General features: G+C 39.0%; 13 protein-coding genes and 1 pseudogene. All 14 read left to right on the top strand.

Going from position 1 to position 19,468, the window contains the following annotated elements:
* The first annotated feature begins 20 nt into the window (after positions 1-20).
* The 14 genes and pseudogenes from M1E09_RS12250 to M1E09_RS12185 all read left to right on the top strand — a co-directional run bounded on the left by M1E09_RS12250 (position 21) and on the right by M1E09_RS12185 (position 19,329).
* On the top strand, positions 21-2,363 hold the full coding sequence (locus tag M1E09_RS12250; RefSeq protein WP_456271153.1) for a beta-glucosidase: 2,343 nt from the start codon (positions 21-23) through the stop codon (positions 2,361-2,363).
* A gap of 79 nt (positions 2,364-2,442) precedes the next feature.
* Positions 2,443-2,806 (top strand): annotated as a pseudogene (mgsA, locus tag M1E09_RS12245) (methylglyoxal synthase).
* A gap of 437 nt (positions 2,807-3,243) precedes the next feature.
* Positions 3,244-3,966 carry a (Fe-S)-binding protein gene (locus M1E09_RS12240; protein WP_456271152.1) on the top strand — a complete coding sequence of 241 codons (723 nt, stop codon included), beginning with the start codon at positions 3,244-3,246 and terminating at the stop codon, positions 3,964-3,966.
* Positions 3,967-3,969: 3 nt separating this feature from the next.
* Entirely contained in the window at positions 3,970-5,385 is a 1,416-nt protein-coding gene (locus M1E09_RS12235) for a LutB/LldF family L-lactate oxidation iron-sulfur protein (RefSeq protein WP_456271151.1), read from the top strand.
* Between the two features lie 3 nt (positions 5,386-5,388).
* Positions 5,389-6,102 carry a LutC/YkgG family protein gene (locus M1E09_RS12230; protein WP_456271150.1) on the top strand — a complete coding sequence of 238 codons (714 nt, stop codon included), beginning with the start codon at positions 5,389-5,391 and terminating at the stop codon, positions 6,100-6,102.
* 101 nt (positions 6,103-6,203) lie between these two features.
* Complete coding sequence (locus M1E09_RS12225; protein WP_456271149.1) at positions 6,204-8,273, top strand: bifunctional aldolase/short-chain dehydrogenase; 2,070 nt, start codon at positions 6,204-6,206, stop codon at positions 8,271-8,273.
* Positions 8,274-8,444: 171 nt separating this feature from the next.
* Entirely contained in the window at positions 8,445-9,215 is a 771-nt protein-coding gene (locus tag M1E09_RS12220; RefSeq protein WP_456271148.1) for a DeoR/GlpR family DNA-binding transcription regulator, read from the top strand.
* A gap of 54 nt (positions 9,216-9,269) precedes the next feature.
* Positions 9,270-10,232 carry an AraC family transcriptional regulator gene (locus tag M1E09_RS12215; protein ID WP_456271147.1) on the top strand — a complete coding sequence of 321 codons (963 nt, stop codon included), beginning with the start codon at positions 9,270-9,272 and terminating at the stop codon, positions 10,230-10,232.
* 160 nt (positions 10,233-10,392) lie between these two features.
* On the top strand, positions 10,393-11,808 hold the full coding sequence (rhaB, locus tag M1E09_RS12210; protein ID WP_456271146.1) for a rhamnulokinase: 1,416 nt from the start codon (positions 10,393-10,395) through the stop codon (positions 11,806-11,808).
* Positions 11,809-11,813: 5 nt separating this feature from the next.
* On the top strand, positions 11,814-13,082 hold the full coding sequence (gene rhaA, locus M1E09_RS12205) for an L-rhamnose isomerase (protein ID WP_456271145.1): 1,269 nt from the start codon (positions 11,814-11,816) through the stop codon (positions 13,080-13,082).
* A gap of 70 nt (positions 13,083-13,152) precedes the next feature.
* On the top strand, positions 13,153-14,658 hold the full coding sequence (locus M1E09_RS12200) for an L-arabinose isomerase family protein (RefSeq protein ID WP_456271144.1): 1,506 nt from the start codon (positions 13,153-13,155) through the stop codon (positions 14,656-14,658).
* 189 nt (positions 14,659-14,847) lie between these two features.
* The gene (locus tag M1E09_RS12195) at positions 14,848-15,885 is read left to right on the top strand and encodes an autoinducer 2 ABC transporter substrate-binding protein (protein WP_456271143.1); all 1,038 of its coding nucleotides are present in this window, start codon (positions 14,848-14,850) and stop codon (positions 15,883-15,885) included.
* Between the two features lie 28 nt (positions 15,886-15,913).
* Positions 15,914-17,701: a cache domain-containing sensor histidine kinase gene (locus M1E09_RS12190; RefSeq protein ID WP_456271142.1), complete on the top strand. Its 1,788-nt coding sequence runs from the start codon at positions 15,914-15,916 to the stop codon at positions 17,699-17,701.
* Positions 17,686-19,329, top strand: a complete 1,644-nt coding sequence (locus M1E09_RS12185; protein WP_456271141.1) for a response regulator transcription factor — start codon at positions 17,686-17,688, stop codon at positions 19,327-19,329. Before M1E09_RS12190 ends, M1E09_RS12185 begins: the two co-directional genes overlap by 16 nt.
* Positions 19,330-19,468 lie beyond the last annotated feature (139 nt).

Raw genomic sequence — 19,468 nt, 5'->3', positions numbered from 1 at the left:
GAATTTTGAGGCGGTGCAGAATGAAATATAAAAATATAATTGAACAAATGACATTGGAAGAAAAGGCTTCTCTTATGTCCGGACAAAATTTTTGGAATACAAAGGCAATCGAACGTCTCGGTATTCCTTCCATTATGCTGACCGACGGACCGCATGGACTGCGTAAACAAGGGGGGAAAGCGGATCATTTAGGACTGAATAAAAGTATTCCGGCTACTTGTTTTCCGCCGGCAGCAACTTTGGCAAATAGCTGGGACTTAGAATTAATCCACGAAGTAGGTTGGTATTTAGGAAAAGAAGCTGCTAATGAAGAAGTCAGTGTACTACTTGGACCTGGTTTAAATATTAAACGAAATCCGCTTTGCGGAAGGAACTTTGAATATTTTTCGGAGGACCCGTATCTGAGTGGAAAACTGGCAGCTGATATGGTTAAAGGGATTCAGTCTCATGGGATTTCTGCATGTCCAAAACACTATGCGGTCAATAGCCAAGAGCATATGCGGATGACCATTGATGAAGTGGTGGACGAGCGGGCGTTAAGAGAACTCTACCTTGAGGGTTTCAGATTTGCGGTAGAGGAAGGACAGCCTAAAACGTTGATGTCTTCCTATAATAGAGTGAATGGTGAATATGCCAATGAAAACAAACACCTCATGAATGATATTTTATATGGGGAGTGGAACTATCAAGGGATTGTCGTAACTGACTGGGGCGGTAACAATGACCGTGTTGAAGGTCTAAAAGCGGGAAATCAACTCGAAATGCCTTCAGCAGGCGGGATTACAGATAAAGAAATCGTAGACGCTGTCAAGGAAGGAAAGTTGGACGAAGCCGTTCTGGATGATTCTGTGGAACGAATGCTTACATTAATTTTTGACACAAAAGAGGCTTTGAAGCAAACGGTAGAGGTTGATTTTAATGAACATCACAAAAAGGCTGTTGATGCAGCAAGACGCTCGATGGTCCTGCTTAAAAATGAAGAAAAGACTTTACCGTTAAAAAAAGGCCAGCGCGTGGCTGTTATTGGTGACTTTGCGAAAAATCCCCGTTATCAAGGTGCTGGGAGTTCGCTTATTAATCCTACTAAAGTAGATAATTTCTTGAATCAAATTGAGGAGACAGACTTATCAATTGTAGGATACGAGCAAGGTTTCAAACGTTTTGGGGGTAAAAGTGAGTCATTAAAGAATAGCGCGATGAAACTTGCGGCCCAAGCAGATGTAGTCCTATTATTTCTAGGCCTTGATGAAGGCAGTGAAGCAGAAGGTGTCGATCGAGAAGACATGAAACTAAGAGAAAATCAATTGGAACTTGTGGGAGCATTATCGGAAGTGCATGACAACATAGTGGTTGTTTTATCTGGTGGATCAGTAATTGAAATGCCTTTTGTGAGTAATGTGAAGGCAATTTTACATGGTTATTTAGGTGGACAAGGTGGAGCTGCTGCTGTCCGGGATATTTTAGTTGGGGACTATAATCCAAGTGGAAAACTTGCAGAGACATATCCGCTGAAATACGAAGATGTATCTTCTGCACCATATTATCCGGGTTTGGAGGCTACTGCGGAACATAGAGAGAGTATCTATATAGGATATCGGTATTTTGATACGAGAAAAATACCTGTTCTGTTTCCATTCGGCCATGGTCTGTCTTATACGGAGTTTGAATATAACGACTTACAAGTTAGCAAACAATCTGTTTCCTTTTCTATTAAAAATATCGGCGAAGTTGCGGGGGAAGAGGTTGCTCAAGTCTATATCAAGCCGCTATCTTCAAGTGTGTTCCGAGCAAACAAGGAACTAAAGAGCTTTGCAAAAGTATACTTGGAACCTGGAGAGTCTAAACAAGTAACTATAGAGTTGGATGATCATGCCTTTGCTTACTACAACACATTTGCCAATGGATGGTCCGTCGAGAGCGGCCAGTACGAGCTGCAAGTTGGAAGCTCAATTCAGGATATCCATATTGCAGAAACCCTGAATGTGGAAGGGGATAACGGTAAGCATCACTATGACAAAGAATTGCTTAAGCATTATTATCAAGCGGATGTACATCATATTGGAAATGAAGAGTTCCACAACCTTCTGGGATACACGCCGCCAAGTCCATTGTGGAACCCTGAGAATAAGCTTGGCTACAATGATACCATAGCCCAATGCAGGAATAAGAAGGGGCTGGGTAAATTACTTTATCTAACTGTATTGGCAACAAAAAAGGTTCTTTTCTTGCTCAATAAGCCGTTACAAGCAAACAATGTCATGTTCGTTATGAACATGCCGTTCCGACAAATTCCTCGATTCACTAACGGGAAAATCAGTCCCAAAATGTTAGACCGAATATTAAAGGTTATTAATATTGGGTAGGAAAAAGCTTTAACGTATAAAGGTGCGTGATTTAATACATAAATCACGCACTATTTTTATTTAAAACGGGGCTCAACTAATGAAACTTGCATTAATAGCGGACGATAATAAATTTTACTTAAGCATACCAACCAATATTAAAAAAACATGAGCTATTTGCCACTGGAACGACAGGACAGAAGATTATCGAGGCAACAGGGGTGTTGGTAAGATGCTTTCAGTCCGGTCCTCTCGGTGGCGACCAGCAGATAGGTGCATTAGTCGCCAATAACGAAAAGGACATGGTCATCTTTTTTCGAGATCCGCTGACTGCACAGCCTCATGAACCGGACATTATAGCGCTATTGAGGTTATGTGATGTCTATAACATACAGCTGGCAACGAACATGGGTACAGCGGAAATTTTTATCCATGAACTTAAAAATAGTAAATTTTGGTTATGATACATATTTAGTGTTTCTTGGATTACTTCCTATAATTATAAGATCGGGATATATGATCAATGGAGAAACGTCCTGGAGTTATGTTCATCTATAAATGACATAACTTTTTTTGTTTAACCAACTTTAAAAACAATAGAACTAGTTTAGTGAGAATTGCATGCCTTAAACAGAGTGAGCTAAAAATATTCAATTAAGTGATTTAGAAGAAAGTAATTAATCAAACACAAATTCCTTAAAATTAATCAATACCATATCTGTACAAATTTAGTCTTTTTAAGCAAACACATAAAACTTTTAGCAATCAAAACTAACTTTTCACTTATTTTTATAATAAAACAAACACAAACAAACATAAATAAAAATAAACGGGTGTTAAAATTGAAAAATTAGTAGTATACTAATAAAAAGAGAATTGTAAGAATATTTGGAGGGTTAATATGAAGGTCTCTTTATTTATTACCTGTTTAGCGGATGTTTTTTACTCCAACGTGGGAAGACATACAGTGGAGCTATTAGAAAAACTGGGCTGTGTTGTCGAATTCCCAGAACAACAGACCTGTTGCGGGCAACCGGCTTATAACAGTGGTTATCACAAAGAAACAAAAGAAGTGGCAAAACATATGATCCGCACATTTGAACATTCAGATTATGTAGTAGGACCTTCAGGCTCTTGTATTGCAATGCTTCATGAATATGTCCATATGTTCGAAAAGGAACCACAGTGGAGAGCAAGAGCAGAAAAATTAGCTGGAAAATCGTTTGAATTGACCCAGTTCATTGTAGATGTATTAAAAGTGGAAAAGGTAAAAGCCCGCCTCCCTGCATGTGCCACATATCATAAGTCCTGTCATATGACCCGGCTGCTCGGAGTAAAGGATGCACCTGGAAAGCTATTGGATCAAGTAGAAAATCTGGAAATGAAACCTTTGTCAAATAGTCATGATTGCTGTGGATTCGGGGGTACCTTCTCAGTGAAAATGGTACCGATTTCAGAGCAAATGGTGGATGAAAAAGTACGCCATGTAGAGGAAACAGGAGCTGATACTCTTATTGGGGCTGACTGTGGATGTTTGATGAATATCGGTGGAAGGATCAACAGACAAGAAAAGCAAATCAGGGTCATGCATATTGCAGAAGTACTTAATAGTGAGGTGAAGTAAAAGATGTCAATGAAGATTGGAGAAGAGAAGTTTTTTGATCGTGTGGATAAAGGTGTCAAAAACAGTTTTATGCGAAACGCCGTCGCATCAGCACAGGAAAGGATGCAAGGGAAACGGCTGGCTGCAACCGAAGAGCTGGGGAACTGGGAGGAATGGCGTAACCTGGGAGAAGAAATCAGGTCCCATACTCTTGAATATCTAGATTATTATCTGGAGCAACTAAGTGAAAACGTAAAGAAGCGGGGCGGAAACGTTTTCTTTGCTACTACAAAAGAAGAAGCAAATGAATATATTTCGAATGTTGCGAAGAAAAAGAATGCCAAGAAAGTTGTGAAGTCAAAGTCAATGGTAACGGAGGAAATCAACTTGAATGCTGCCTTGGAAGAGGCGGGATGTGAAGTTGTAGAAACAGATCTTGGTGAGTATATTCTTCAACTGGATGACCATGACCCTCCATCGCATATCGTGGTTCCGGCACTTCATAAGAATAAAGAACAAATAAGAGATACCTTCAAGGAGAAACGCGGGTATGTAAAGTCGGAAATTCCTGAGGAACTTGCTTTATTTGCAAGGGAGCAGCTTAGACAAGAGTTTCTTAGCGCAGATTTAGGAATAACAGGTTGCAATTTTGCTGTAGCGGAATCTGGCTCTATCAGCCTGGTGACTAACGAAGGAAATGCAGGTCTTGTAACGGCTTTACCAAAAACTCAGATAACGGTTATGGGGATGGAACGAATTGTACCGACTTGGGAAGAATTAGACATCCTAGTAAGTTTATTGTGCAGAAGCTCTGTGGGGCAAAAACTTACAAGTTATATTACTGGACTGACAGGCCCAAAAGATGATGGGGATGTAGATGGACCGGAAGAGTTCCACCTCGTTATAGTCGATAACGGACGTTCCAATATATTGGGAACAGAATTCCAAAGTGCACTACACTGTATCCGCTGCGCCGCCTGTGTGAATGTCTGCCCTGTTTATCGCCATATAGGCGGTCATTCATATGGGTCAATTTATGCCGGACCGATAGGAGCAGTGTTATCACCCCTGCTTGGAGGTTATGAGGAATATAAAGAACTGCCGTATGCATCTTCTTTATGTGCAGCCTGTACGGAAGCATGTCCAGTCAAAATTCCCCTTCATGAACTGCTTATCAAGCATCGCAGAAAAATTGTAGAGGATGAGAAAAAAACGCCTTTTGCCGAGAAGCTTGCCATGAAAGGGTTTCAGATGGCAGCGAGTTCCCCAAAACTATATAAAGCGGGAACAAAGTCAGCATCAACGGTAATGTCTCCGTTTACACATTCGGATAAAATTCAAAAAGGCCCAGGTCCAATGAAGCCTTGGACAGATGTGCGCGATTTTCCAGCACCAAATAAAGAGAGGTTCAGAGATTGGTATAACAAGAGGGAGGAATAATCATTGGGCGAGATTCATAATCAAGCACCTTTTTTGGAAAATATCGCTTCCAAACTTGGACGCACGAGAAAAACAGATGTCGTAAAACCGGAATGGACCACAACTCCGCAATGGGAGGTTTTTAAGGATGCTTCACAAGATGAGTTAGCTGGAGTACTGAAGAATCAATGTAAGGCTATCCATACCCGATATATTGAAACGGATACTGATGGGCTCGTACCGGCAATCCAGGGGATTTTTGAACAAACTGGAATCAAGAGTGCTGTGACATGGAAAGATGAACGTCATTCCACATTTGGGTTGGATGATGCATTGAAAAGATATTGGCCTCAACAAGAGATTGATATACATTTTTGGGATCCGGATATGAAAGAAAAGAATATTGAAGCTGCGGAAAAAGCGGATGTTGGCATTACTTACAGTGATATCACCCTTACGGAATCGGGTACAGTCGTTTTGTTCAGCGGTAAAAATAAAGGCAGGTCGGTCAGCTTACTGCCTAAGACTTATATTGCGGTTATTCCTAAGAGCACACTGGTCCCAAGAATGACACAGGCAGCGGCTTTAATAAGCAAGGAAGTAAAGGAAGGAAAACATATTTCCTCTTGTATAGACTTTATTACAGGTCCAAGCAATAGTGCAGACATTGAGTTGAATTTAGTTGTTGGAGTGCATGGACCAATAGAGGCAACGTATATACTTGTAAACGACAAATAAAGCACAAAAATAAACAAACACTATTCAAAATAAAATAATGCGTTTTATTATAAAACAAACAAAAACAAACAAAAAAGGAATTCGATGGAGGAGAAAATAAAATGGTTCAAAGTTTATGGAACAAAGAAAAGGCAGCAGAATTAGCTCCAGGTTCAGATGAGCTTGTATATAGGTCAAACCTGATTGGCTCTGACCGTTCAGTATGTAACTGGGGTGGAGGAAACACTTCCATGAAAACCGTGGTACAGGATTTTCGAGGCCGTGATGTTGAAGTAATGTATGTAAAAGGAAGCGGTTCAGATCTTGCTACTATGAAGGCTAGTAATTTTACCGGATTAAAGATGGATGATATAAGACCATTAATTGAACGAGAAGAAATGTCGGATGAAGAGATGGTCGAATATCTTGGGTACTGCATGATTGACAGCAAAGATCCGCGACCATCCATTGAAACTCTACTACACGCTTTCTTGCCGTTTAAACATGTGGATCACACGCATCCTGATGCTATTATTTCAATCTGTACTGCTGATAATGGCCGGCAGGTTGCTGAAGAGATTTACGGGGACCGCTTTGTTTGGGTGCCATATGTCCGCCCTGGGTTTACTCTATCCAAAATGATTGCAGAAGGAGTTAAAAATAACCCGGAAGCAGATTTGGTATTAATGGAAAAGCACGGCTTGGTTGTTTGGGGAGATACAGCAGAAGAAAGCTACGAAAAAACCATTTCCGTTATCAATGAAGCGGAACAGTACATCAAGGAAAGAATTAATGAAGTAGAGCTCTTTGGAGGCCAAAAATATGAGGCACTTTCAAGGGAGAACCGTGTGAATGCCTTGGCACAAGTGATGCCGGTCATTCGTGGTTCTGTTAGTTCAGAAAAGAAAATGCTGCTTACATATGATGATGCAGAGGATGTTCTGCAATTTGTGAACAGCCATAACGGACCTGAATTATCGCAAATTGGCGCAGCTTGTCCAGATCACTTGGTTCATACAAAAATGACACCATTGTTTATTGATTGGAATCCTGAGTCTAATGATATTGAAATTTTAATAGAAAAAGTGAAATCCGGAATAGCAAGCTTTAAGGACGAATACAAAGCCTATTTTGAGAGTAACAAAAACGATGGTGATCAAATCTCAGAAACCGCACCTCGAGTCATTCTTATTCCTGGAATCGGAATGGTTAACACAGGAAAAAATGTTGCAATGGCTAATGTAAGCGGGGCATTGTATCACCGTGCAATTGCTGTAATGAAAGGGGCAACGACTCTTGGGAACTTCGTGTCTTTGAATGAGAATGAATCATTCAATATTGAGTACTGGCCGCTAGAACTTTATAAGTTATCATTAGCTCCTGCTGAAGCCGAATTCTCAAGACATGTAGCATTTGTAACAGGCGGTGCAGGAGGGATTGGCAGTGAAACATGCCGACAGTTTGTTGCAGACGGAGCACATGTTGTTATCGCTGACCTAAATCTTGAAGGAGGAGAAAAGGTAGCGGCTGAAATTAACGAGCAATACGGTGAGGGACGGGCCATCGCAGTTAAAATGGATGTAACTAGTGAAGAGGCAGTAAGAGCAGCATTCGAAAAATCTGCTTTAACTTACGGTGGTGTTGACATCATCGTTAATAATGCAGGATTGGCGACTTCAAGCCCATTTGATGAAACAACCCTAAAAGAGTGGAACTTGAATATGAATGTATTGGGCACGGGCTATTTCCTTGTTGCTAGGGAAGCATTCAAGCAGATGAAGAGCCAGGGTACTGGTGGAAATATGGTCTTCGTCGGGTCAAAAAACTCTGTTTATGCTGGTAAAAATGCAGCGGCATATAGTTCAGTAAAAGCCATGGAAACTCATCTTGCCAGATGTATTGCTGCAGAAGGCGGGGAATTTGGAATCCGTGTAAACTCAGTACTTCCTGATGCTGTACTTCAAGGATCGGCAATTTGGGGCTCCAGCTGGAGGGAAGAACGTGCTAAAGCTTACGGAATTGAACCTGATCAGTTAGAAGATCATTATCGTAAACGTACTACTTTGTTAGTGAACATCTACCCAAAGGATATTGCACAGTCCATTTTATTCTTCGCTTCATCGAAGTCCGATAGAACGACTGGGTGCATGCTGACAGTTGATGGCGGTGTGCCTGCAGCATTTACTAGATAATATTAAGGTGCAGCAGAGAGGGAATCTGCTGCACCTTAAATTATCATGTATAATGGAGCTATATAGTAAAGTTTATTGGATAAATTGTTAATTTCTTGATTCGAAGAGTTAATAAAAGGATATGTTTTTCAATTTTATCTTTCCTCAAAGACAAACGGAGGGTATTTATAAATGCTTGTAGCAGAAAGACACCGAAAAATAGTCGAAGTTGTAAATGAGAAATTAAGTGTAAGAGTTACAGAATTGAGTAGGCTCTTCAATGTAACCGAAGAAACTATTAGAAGAGATCTTGAGAAATTAGAAAAAGAAAATTTGATTCGAAGAAGTCATGGAGGGGCAATTAGTATCCAGGATGAACAAGCAGAAACTTCTTATGCAGAAAGAGAGATTACAAATGCTTATAAAAAAAATGCGATCGCATTAGAAGCAGTGAAGTTGATTAAACCCGGCGATCAAATTGTTCTGGATGCGAGTACGACGGCATGGTATATGGCTAAAGAAATGCCGGATTTGCCGTTAACTGTTATAACCAATTCAATAAAGGTTGCGGTAGAGTTAAGCAGAAAAGATCAAGTCAAAGTGGTCTCTACCGGCGGCATGCTTTTACCTAAATCTTTATCATTTGTCGGACCTTTAGCTGAGAGGTCATTAAACATGTATCATGTCAGCAAAGCATTTATTTCTTGTAAGGGTGTTCATGTGGATTTGGGATTGAGTGATTCTAATGAATGGCAGGCATTATTGAAACGGCAAATGATGGGGATTGCTGACAGGACAATCTTGATGGCGGATTCTTCAAAATTCGGAATGAGAGCGTTTGCTCAAATCGCAGAAATCACTGATATTAGTCATGTAATAACCGATTCTGAAATAGAAGAAACCTTTAGTTCAATCTTAGAAGAAAAAGGTGTTACCGTTTCTCTTGTAAGCAAGAAGGCATAAGTCGGAATAGTGGTGCATTTGTTCCGATTTTTTCAGATGAAAAGGAGTGACATTATGCATTCTGAATTTTTGCAGGAATTGCTGCAACTTAACGAAGAAGAAGAAATGGTGTTGCAGCAAAAGAATGAGATAAAGAAGGACATATATACCAGCCAGGAACATTTCGTAGTGGAAGGTGAAAAGTTCCTAAGGAAAAATACAATGATTATGGTCCGCAAACATACCCGTTTCGTAGATTTCCCCAAGCACAAACATAACTATATCGAATTTAACTATGTCTTTAATGGACAGCTTAATCAAACAGTAGGGAAAGAGCAGCTTACGTTAAAGAAGGGCGAATTATTGTTTTTAAATCAGCATATTGAACATGAGATTAAGGCTTGCGGGGAAGAGGATATCGTCATCAACTTTATCATCCAGCCTGAATTCTTCTCTTTTATTTTCTCCTATTTAACAACAGAAAATATGATAAGTAACTTTTTGGTAAATAGTTTGTTTAACCAGACACAAAATGGCCAGTATCTTTATTTTGCTGTTTCAGAAATAGAGTCTATTCAAGAACTGATAATGAAGATTATTTCCGAAATCATGAAACCTGCCCTAATGTCCGAGGCGACGATTAAGTTATACATGGGTTTGTTAATTGTAGAACTTATCAAGTACTCAGATAAGGTGAAATACAAAGAGGATTTTGAAAAACATCAGGTTGTTGTCGATTCTTTAAAGTATATAGATGAGTATTACAAGTGTGCCTCCTTATATGAACTGGCCGGCAGGTTAAATCAACCGCACTACTTTATAAGTAAGAAAATAAAAAGAGCGACAAGTTTTACATTTAAAGAGTTACTGCAAGAAAAAAGGTTGAATGTTGCAAGAGATTTATTAGAAAACACCTCTCTGCCTGTTACATCTGTTATTGAAGAAGTTGGATATGACAATATCAGTTACTTTTATCGAGTGTTTAAAAGCAAATATGGTTATACTCCGAAACAATTTAGAGAACAAAAATTCAAATGAAAGTCATGGTTCTTAGGTTTATTAAAAAGAATCATGACTTTTTTTGTTTTTTTCACTGGCAAATAAGGACAATAAATTAGTGAATCACGATATAGAATATTCTGAAAATGTATCTTAAGATAGAAAAGGAAGGAAGCGTTTTCATGAGAGGGGTGGAAAAATGGGTAAGTATACTTTAGCTGTAGATATTGGTGCATCAAGCGGCAGGTTGATTCTTGGGCACCTCGAGAACAGGAAGTTCACATTAAATGAAATTCATAGGTTTGAAAATAATATTGTGAAAAAAGATGGTCAATATTGCTGGGATACAGAAATGCTTTTTAAAGAGATAAAGGCAGGAATACAGAAATGTAACGGTTTAGGTATCAAACCAGAGAGTATTGGAATTGATACATGGGCGGTCGACTATGTGTTACTGGATAAGAATGATAAACCATTGACAGATGCCGTTTCCTATCGTGATCCCAGAACAGATGGAATAATGGATGAAGTTTTCAGCATTATTCCAAAAGAAAAATTATATCTGGAAACAGGCATTCAATTCCAAAAATTCAATACCATTTACCAGTTATATTCATTGAAGCAAAAGTCTCCCGAAGTGATTCACGAAGCTCGGGGATTCTTAATGATTCCGGACTATTTAAATTTTCTGCTTACAGGAAAAAAGGTGAACGAATACACGAATGCAACTTCAACCCAGTTAGTAAATGCATTTACGAAGAATTGGGATGAAGAAATTTTAGATTGTTTGGGAATCAACAAGGAAATGTTTCTGGACATAAAACCTCCTAATACAGTGTTGGGAACCCTGTCGGAAGATCTTATTTCTGAGTTTGGGTTTGATATGAAAGTAATATTGCCGGCTACACATGATACGGGTTCAGCAGTCATCTCGGTTCCAGAATTGGAAAATACGATTTATATAAGTTCAGGTACCTGGTCATTAATCGGAGTAGAAAATTCATTCCCGATTTGCGTTCCGAAAGCCCTTCAATATAATTTTACAAATGAAGGCGGCATCGATTACAGATTCAGATTCTTAAAAAACATCATGGGACTGTGGATGATTCAGGAAGTGAAGAGAAATTACAATGATAAATATTCATTCTCTGATTTAGTGGAACTTGCCCGTAACGAAAAAGAGTTTCAATCCATCGTAAATGTAGATGATGACAGGTTTTTGAAACCGGAAAATATGATTGAAGAAATCCAGGAGTACTGTAAAGAAACCAATCAGCAAGTACCGAACACACCAGGGCAGGTTGCGAAATGCGTTTATGATAGTTTAGTACAAAGCTATAAAATAGCCATTAGTCAAATTGAAGAAATATTCGAGAAAACTTTTCCTAAAGTGAATGTGATAGGCGGCGGCTGTCAAAATGAAATGCTCAACCAGTTGATTGCCGATGAGACACATAAAGAGGTTGCAGCTGGTCCAGTTGAAGCGACAGCAATTGGGAACATTGTGTCACAGTTAATAGCATTAGGAGAAATAAAGGATATCACAGAAGCAAGAACAATAATAAAGAAGTCTTTTGAAGTGAAGTCATTTAAACAAACCTACGTGAAAGGATGAAAAAAATGTCAATCAGAGAGAGTTACGGGCTGGCAAAGAAAGAATATGAAAGATGGGGTATAGATGTTGAGGCAGTTCTTGAAAAGTTAAAAACGGTTCCTATTTCAATCCATTGCTGGCAGGGAGATGATGTCGGTGGTTTTGAAGTGAAAAAAGGAGAGCTTTCGGGAGGAATTGATGTAACAGGAAATTATCCGGGAAAAGCAAGAACACCACAAGAATTAAGAAGCGACCTGGAAAAAGCACTTTCGCTAATACCTGGAAAACACCGGGTTAATCTACACGCGATTTATGCCGAAACAAATGATGAAGTCGTTGAGAGGGATCAATTGGAACCAAAGCACTTTGAAAACTGGGTAAATTGGGCGAAGGAAAGTGGATTGGGACTTGATTTTAACCCAACTTTATTCTCGCATGAGAATGCAGCAGACGGATTGACACTATCCCATCCGGATGAAGAGATCAGAGAGTATTGGATTAACCATTGTATCGCAAGTCGTAAAATTGCTGCCTACTTTGGTCAAGAACTTGGCACACCTGCCTTAACAAATATATGGATTCCAGATGGGTACAAAGATACTCCAAGTGATCGGTTGACCCCACGATTAAGGCTGAAAGATTCTCTGGATAAGATCTTCGCTGTAAATATTGATGAGAAATACAATATTGATGCAGTGGAAAGCAAGTTATTCGGTATAGGGTCTGAATCCTTTGTGGTTGGTTCACATGAATTCTATTTGGGTTACGCACTGAAGAATAACAAGTTGTGCCTATTGGATACGGGGCATTATCATCCAACCGAAATGGTTTCAAATAAAATTTCTTCCATGCTGTTGTATAGTGATAAGCTTGCTTTACATGTATCAAGACCAGTACGATGGGACAGCGATCATGTGGTAACTCTGGATGATGAACTCAAAGAAATCGCTCTCGAAATTGTGCGAAATGATGCTTTGGATAAAGTTATGATTGGTCTGGATTTCTTTGATGCCAGTATTAACCGCGTTGCTGCATGGACGATTGGAACCAGAAATATGATTAAGTCTCTATTGTATGCCATGCTCATGCCAAGTGATCATTTTAAAAAACTTCAGGATGAAGGAAACTTTACAGAAAGGTTAGCACTCATGGAGGAATTTAAAACTTACCCATTCGGGGCAATTTGGGATTTTTACTGTGAACAAATGGGTGTACCAGTTAAGGAAAGCTGGCTGGAAGTGGTAAATCATTATGAGAATGAAGTACTGTCCCAGCGAGAACCTATGTTGGGTTAATAAGGTAAAAACAAGAATTTTTAAAAGATATAGGAAAGATGAACATTATCTCATTCAGGGGGTGATGGCAATGCCATCTTTAACACCGATAAAAAACAGCAAAAAACCACGAATCGGTCTATATTCAGTAGGGTTGGAAGCTTACTGGGATCAGTTTCCCGGTCTTAAAGGACGATTGACCGAATATGGAAGGTTTATTGAAAAGAAAATGAGTCGATGGGGAGAAATCTTTTATTACGGATTAGTAGATTCGGAGAGCGAAGGCAGAAAAGCAGGTGAATGGCTGAAAGGAAAGAACATTGATTTAGTCTTCTGCCATGCGGCAACATATTCTACAAGCTCAACTGTCCTCCCGGTCCATCAGATCTGCAAAGCGCCTGTTGTTTTCCTGAATTTACAGCCGACAGAGCGTATCAATTATGGTGAATCCACTACAGGTGAGTGGCTTGCTCATTGCGGTGCATGCCCTGTACCCGAATTTGCAAATGCCTTTAATCGAGCCAATATTCAGTTTGAAGTTATCAATGGGCTCCTGGGAATGAATCATACACCTGAAATCTCGTTGACAAATGAAGTGACGGATAAAAAGAAAGAAGCCAAACGTGCATGGATAGAGATAGAAGAGTGGATTCGAGCTGCATCTGTCCCCCGTACACTGCAATACAGCAGATTTGGATTTCTTGGAAATACTTATAGCGGAATGCTCGATATGTACAGTGATTTTACCATGGTACAAGCTCAGACAGGTATCCACTTAGAGGTATTGGAAATGTGTGACCTAGATCGTTTATTAAAAGAGGTAACTACTGAAGAAGTAAATGAAAAATTAGCTGAAGTCTATGAGATGTTTGAAATCAGCGGGGATTCTCCTTCTGATCCGATTGCTAAGCAGCCGACAACAGAACAAATGGAATGGGCCTGCAGAGTAGCGGCAGCACAGGAAAAGCTTGTAAGAGAATATGACTTGGATGCTTTATCTTATTATTACCATGGTACTTCAGGCGGAGAATATGAAAAACTGCAAAGCGGCTTCATTGTTGGACATTCTCTTCTTACTGCGAGAGGGATTCCTTGTGCTGGTGAGGGTGATTTGAAAACGGCTCTGGCTATGAAAATCTGTGATATTTTAGGAACTGGCGGCAGTTTCTCTGAAATTGTAGTGGTGGATTATATTGATGAAACGATTCTCTTAGGACATGACGGACCGTTTCATATTGCCATATCAGAGGGGAAGCCAATTCTGCGCGGAATGGGGTTATATCATGGAAAACAGGGAACCGGTGTATCTGTAGAAGCAAAAGTAAAAACAGGACCGCTTACTACATTGAATGTCACACAAACCGGAGAAGGTAGACTGAAGCTGATCATTAGTGAAGCGGAATCAACAGACGGTCCGACGATGAAAATCGGCAATACCATGACACCTGTTAAATTCAACAAGCATCCTGATGATTATATGTCACAATGGTTTGCTCAAGCCCCTACCCATCATTGCGCAATGTCCAGTGGGCATAATGCCTCACTCTTTGAAAAAGTCGGAAAGCTATTAAACATAAAAACTGTTACTTTAAAATAAGGTTAGTTCTCCTGCAATTGTTTGCAGGGGAACTTTTTATCCATTACCATGGTTCAACTTCTGAAAAATGGTTTTAAGAAAATATTGAGTATTCTAATAACTAGAAAGTATGGTATTCTAAGTGAAAATAATACTTAATAACCTGATCGTTATCCAATGATCTGGAGAAACTGTTTAAGGTGGTAAAGTATGTTCAAGAGATTACTATACTTCTATATGCTCCTCTCAATTATTGTAAGCGGTTGCGCGGAAAATAGCGATGTTTACGAGGTTGTTTATACCAGTGATGCTTTTCCCTCAGAGAATGAGACAAGTGAGAATATGGAGTACACTATTGCTGTAGTGCCAAAAGTAATAAATATCCCATATTTCAATGCAGTAGAAGAAGGTGCAATGGAGGCAGCAAAGGATTTGGATGTTAATGTCATCTTCAAAGGGCCGACAGTTGCCAGTGCTGTACAGCAAATAGAAATTATCAATGACCTGATAGAAGATAATGAAGTCGATGTTATAGCCGTTTCTGCCAACGATCCGGAAAAACTGGTTCCGGTTTTAAAGAAGGCACGCAACAATCATATTAAGGTCATCACATGGGACGCAGATACCTTGCCGGATGCGAGGGAGTTTTTTATTAATATGGTACATCCGGAAACATTGGGAAGGCACCTAATGGATACACTTGCCTGGAATGTAGGAGAGACAGGTGAATTTGCTATTATGACCGGCTCAAAATCTGCTTCGAACTTAAATGAATGGCTGGAATGGATTAAAATTCATCAGAAGGAGTATTACCCCGATATGAAACTTGTGGAAGTAGCTGCCACTGATGATGATCCTCATAAAGCTTATACAATTGCCCAGCAACTCCTAAAGGATTACCCTGATCTTATAGGGATTCTCGGAAATTCATCAGTCGGCCCTCCCGCTGCAGCTCACGCTGTCAAGGAGAGTGGGAAATCTGGGGAAGTGGTTGTTGTGGGATTATCCCCTCCCAACCCCATGAATGAATTTTTAAAAGAGGGAACTGCACAGATAATTACGTTATGGAGCCCGAAAAAATTAGGATATCTAACTGTGGCACTCAGCAAAAATATTACTAACAGCTCATTGCCATATGATAATCAGCAGGTTCCCAGGGTAGGGAAAGTTCGCGTTATTGATGACATGGTCATCATGGGGGAACCCATCGATTTTACAAAGGAAAATGTTGATCAGTATGATTTTTAGGAATAATAAATTCAGAAACTACAATTTAATGACGAAACTGATTATCACCTATCTAATTCTTACCGTTATCCCAATTACCCTGCTGGGCTATATTGCTTACAGCCAGTATGCAAAATCCATAGAAAACCAAGCGGGTGAATATATCCCTCAATTATTAGAGCAGTCAAATGAAAACATAGATAACCAGATAAAAGAGTTAAAGCGTCTTCCCGATTCACTCTATAATTCTTCACAAGTTATTGAAGTGTTAAGGAAAGATTCTTATCAAAGTAATTCGAACATGTTGCAAGATAAGTTCATGGTAAACAGTTATTTATCTAGAACTTATACTAATGGAGGCGATCCGGATATTTTGGGAGTGTTTCTGCACTCCAAAAACAGACTGTTCAGCAGTACTAAAACAACATATTCAGGTTTTGACATAGAAACTTCTTCCCTCCCATATGGTCAAGATCTGGAACTGCAGGGAGAAGAGGAAATCATTCTTCCGTATGAAACCAATCTGAAGTTTAAAGATAACCCGCCATTTATATTGTTAATGAGACAACTAAGGGATTATGAAAACCAGGAAAATATCGGGACCATATTTATAGCAGTAGATTTAAATTTCTTTGAGAAATCGCTTCAAAGTTTATTACAAAGAGACAATTCAACCATCTGGATGACTGACTCTGAAGGAAGAATTATTTATCATACCGCCCCCGGGAGGATAGGTTCTGTCGACAAGAAGTTTGGGGGGTATCCTAGAATTAACGGCAGTTTCAAGACAAACGGACTAGAAAATAATTTGTTAATCAGTACAGACAAGTTTCAAAACTCTGATTGGTATTTGTTTCACAGCATTCCAGTCAGTTTTCTCACAAAAGAAACAGATGCTGTTCGAATCGGTACCATTGCTGCATTTATTATACTGGTGCTGCTCAGTACTATTTTCTCCATTATTCTCGCATGGAATGTTTCAAGCCCCCTGAATAAACTTACTAAATTGATGAAGCAAGTTGAAAAGGGTAATTTCAATGTGGATCTTCCTGTAAATTCTAAAGATGAAGTAGGTATGCTGACAAACAGCTTTAATTCAATGATTCAGCAAATAAACCATTTAATCAAAAAAAATTATCAAATAGAGCTTAGACAGAAAGATGCAGAGTTGTATGCTTTGCAATCACAAATAAACCCTCATTTTATGTATAATACTTTAGAAACGATCGGCTATGCTGTGGAAGAAGGGGAAAAAGATACAGTTGTCAAGACCGTCACACTGCTTGGGAGAATGCTTCGCTACTCACTTAATAATAAGGACAAAGTAGTTCCAATTTCTCTAGAAGTCACTCATGTTAAGGATTATTTAACAATTCAAAAGTTCAGGTTTGAAGACCGGATTGACTTTGAGATCCATGAAGAAATCGAAACACGACTCTACTATACTCCAAAATTCATTTTACAACCGATTATAGAAAATGCTATCAAGTATGGTCTTGAGCAACATAATAAAACATTGATAGAAATTTTCATCAACAGGAGTGCTGATGGTGAAATTATCTTAACTCTAAAGGACAATGGCCCGGGGATTAAAGAAAAGAAATTAATAGAGCTGAATGAAACCTTTAAAACAAATCCAATGGCAAAAAGAGATGCAAAGTTTGGTCTGGTCAATGTGAATGCAAGAATTGCCATGATCTTCGGTGAAGAATATGGCCTGCAATTGAAAAGTGAAAATCATAAAGGTACAGAAGTAATCATTAGAATACCTATGTTAACAACTCCTATCCAAGAAGATTTGATAAGGGGGGTGAACTCAACATGGCAGGGAAAATAAAAGCATTGATTGTAGATGATGAAGCGAGGCTCAGGCGGGGAATCGAAAGGTTGTTGGCAGCATGCGGAGAGGAATGGGAAGTGGTTGGGAGTTATGGCAGCGGCACAGAATGCCTGGAAGCTTATCAGCAGTCTCCCTTTCCCTTTGACTTATTAATTACAGATGTAAAGATGCCTGGGATAGACGGCTTGTCATTGATAAAAGAGTTAAAGAAAGAAACACACTTTCATGCCATCGTTATCAGCGGGTTCGATGACTTTCAGTTCTTACAGACGGCCATCCGTGAAGGGGCAAGTGACTATTTGATTAAACCAATTGACCGGGAAGAGTTTCAGGAAAGAATAGGAAAAATCAAAGAGGACATTGTAAAGAGACGGCATAAAGAGAAGCATTTTGATGAAATTGAATCGAGAGCAGCTCTAGTCCCACATATTAAGCAAACCCAACTTCTCAGTGAAATGATATGGAAACAGGATGTTGATTTATCACTTCTCGAATGGACGAAAGAATTTCCTGAAGGCAATTATTTATTGATGTATGTAAGTCCGGATAATCTCGTTAGTAAATCTAAATCATTCGAGAAAGTGGATTGGAAAGCATGGACATTTGCAATCGAAAATATCTTAGATGAAATGATAAGCGGTTTTTTAAGCTCTTCCTTCAAGGTATGGAAATGGAAAGGACAGGATTTATCATTTTGGATCTTACTGAATGTTCATAATGAAAATAGTGATTCCATAGAGGAAGAAGGGTTTCTCCATGCGGAGGGAATAAAATCGAACATTAAGAAATTCACGCCGTTCACCTGTTCAATCGCTTTGAGTAAGCTGATTAAAGACCTTTCACTATTGCCAAATTTAATTCAAGAGTTAAATACCTGCCTTCAATTCCGGTTATTGTATGGGGGGGATAAAATCTTTTCCAATGAGGCCATCGAAAATGTGGAAGCGAATATAGATCGAAAAGAACATCCGGAAATAAATCATAAAATCGATAAAGTAATATTTTATTTAAACAACCATAACCCTAATGCGACTAAAAGAGAGATTACAAGCTTTTTTTCTACCATAGGTTCCTTGCATTCTCCTGTGGAGATTGAGCGAGCAATACATTTATTGGGAATTCGAGTTGTTAATCATCTTGTTGGTAAAACCAAGGAGAAAGACGGCTTTCCATTATTAAAAGAAATTTTCGACACAACCAGGAGGACCGCTAATTTAAGTGAACTTAGAAACGAAGTATATGATTGGGTCAAGAAGGTATTATTTATGGTAGAAAAAAAACACAATTCCCAAAATATCGATCATATCCAAAGTGCGAAGAATTGGATAAGTGAAAATGTTGATCAGAATATAACCATTCACAAAATCGCAGAACAAGTCTACATGAATCCTACATATTTCAGTGAATATTTCAAAAGTCATACAGGAGAAACGGTATTAGATTATGTTACACGTATCCGCATCGAAAAAGCGAAAGGGCTTCTCTTGACCACCGATTTTAAAATTTATGATATCTCGGTAAAAGTTGGATATTCAGATACCAAGTATTTCAGCAGATTATTTAAAAAGCATTACGGTGAGGTTCCCTCAAAATATAAGGAAAGGATGAAATATAAAGGTTTATAAAATTAATATAGAGATCGGTCAGATCATAACTCCCATCGAGGGAGTTATTTTTTTGGATTTGAAAGCAAAATACTCTGTTCTAATAGCGGAAATCGCATTATTTTTAGAAACATCAGAAAATTATCACCCTAATCCGAGA

The sequence above is a fragment of the Bacillus sp. AK031 genome (assembly GCF_053903065.1).
This window is presented reverse-complemented; position numbering and strand designations above follow the sequence as displayed.

Bases quoted from the DNA above. Each gene is read 5' to 3' on its own strand.
- M1E09_RS12250 (WP_456271153.1), top strand. From the start codon at position 21: ATGAAATATAAAAATATAATTGAACAAATGACATTGGAAGAAAAGGCT.
- M1E09_RS12240 (WP_456271152.1), top strand. From the start codon at position 3,244: ATGAAGGTCTCTTTATTTATTACCTGTTTAGCGGATGTTTTTTACTCC.
- M1E09_RS12235 (WP_456271151.1), top strand. From the start codon at position 3,970: ATGTCAATGAAGATTGGAGAAGAGAAGTTTTTTGATCGTGTGGATAAA.
- M1E09_RS12225 (WP_456271149.1), top strand. From the start codon at position 6,204: ATGGTTCAAAGTTTATGGAACAAAGAAAAGGCAGCAGAATTAGCTCCA.
- M1E09_RS12220 (WP_456271148.1), top strand. From the start codon at position 8,445: ATGCTTGTAGCAGAAAGACACCGAAAAATAGTCGAAGTTGTAAATGAG.
- M1E09_RS12215 (WP_456271147.1), top strand. From the start codon at position 9,270: ATGCATTCTGAATTTTTGCAGGAATTGCTGCAACTTAACGAAGAAGAA.
- rhaB (WP_456271146.1), top strand. From the start codon at position 10,393: ATGGGTAAGTATACTTTAGCTGTAGATATTGGTGCATCAAGCGGCAGG.
- rhaA (WP_456271145.1), top strand. From the start codon at position 11,814: ATGTCAATCAGAGAGAGTTACGGGCTGGCAAAGAAAGAATATGAAAGA.
- M1E09_RS12200 (WP_456271144.1), top strand. From the start codon at position 13,153: ATGCCATCTTTAACACCGATAAAAAACAGCAAAAAACCACGAATCGGT.
- M1E09_RS12195 (WP_456271143.1), top strand. From the start codon at position 14,848: ATGTTCAAGAGATTACTATACTTCTATATGCTCCTCTCAATTATTGTA.
- M1E09_RS12190 (WP_456271142.1), top strand. From the start codon at position 15,914: ATGACGAAACTGATTATCACCTATCTAATTCTTACCGTTATCCCAATT.
- M1E09_RS12185 (WP_456271141.1), top strand. From the start codon at position 17,686: ATGGCAGGGAAAATAAAAGCATTGATTGTAGATGATGAAGCGAGGCTC.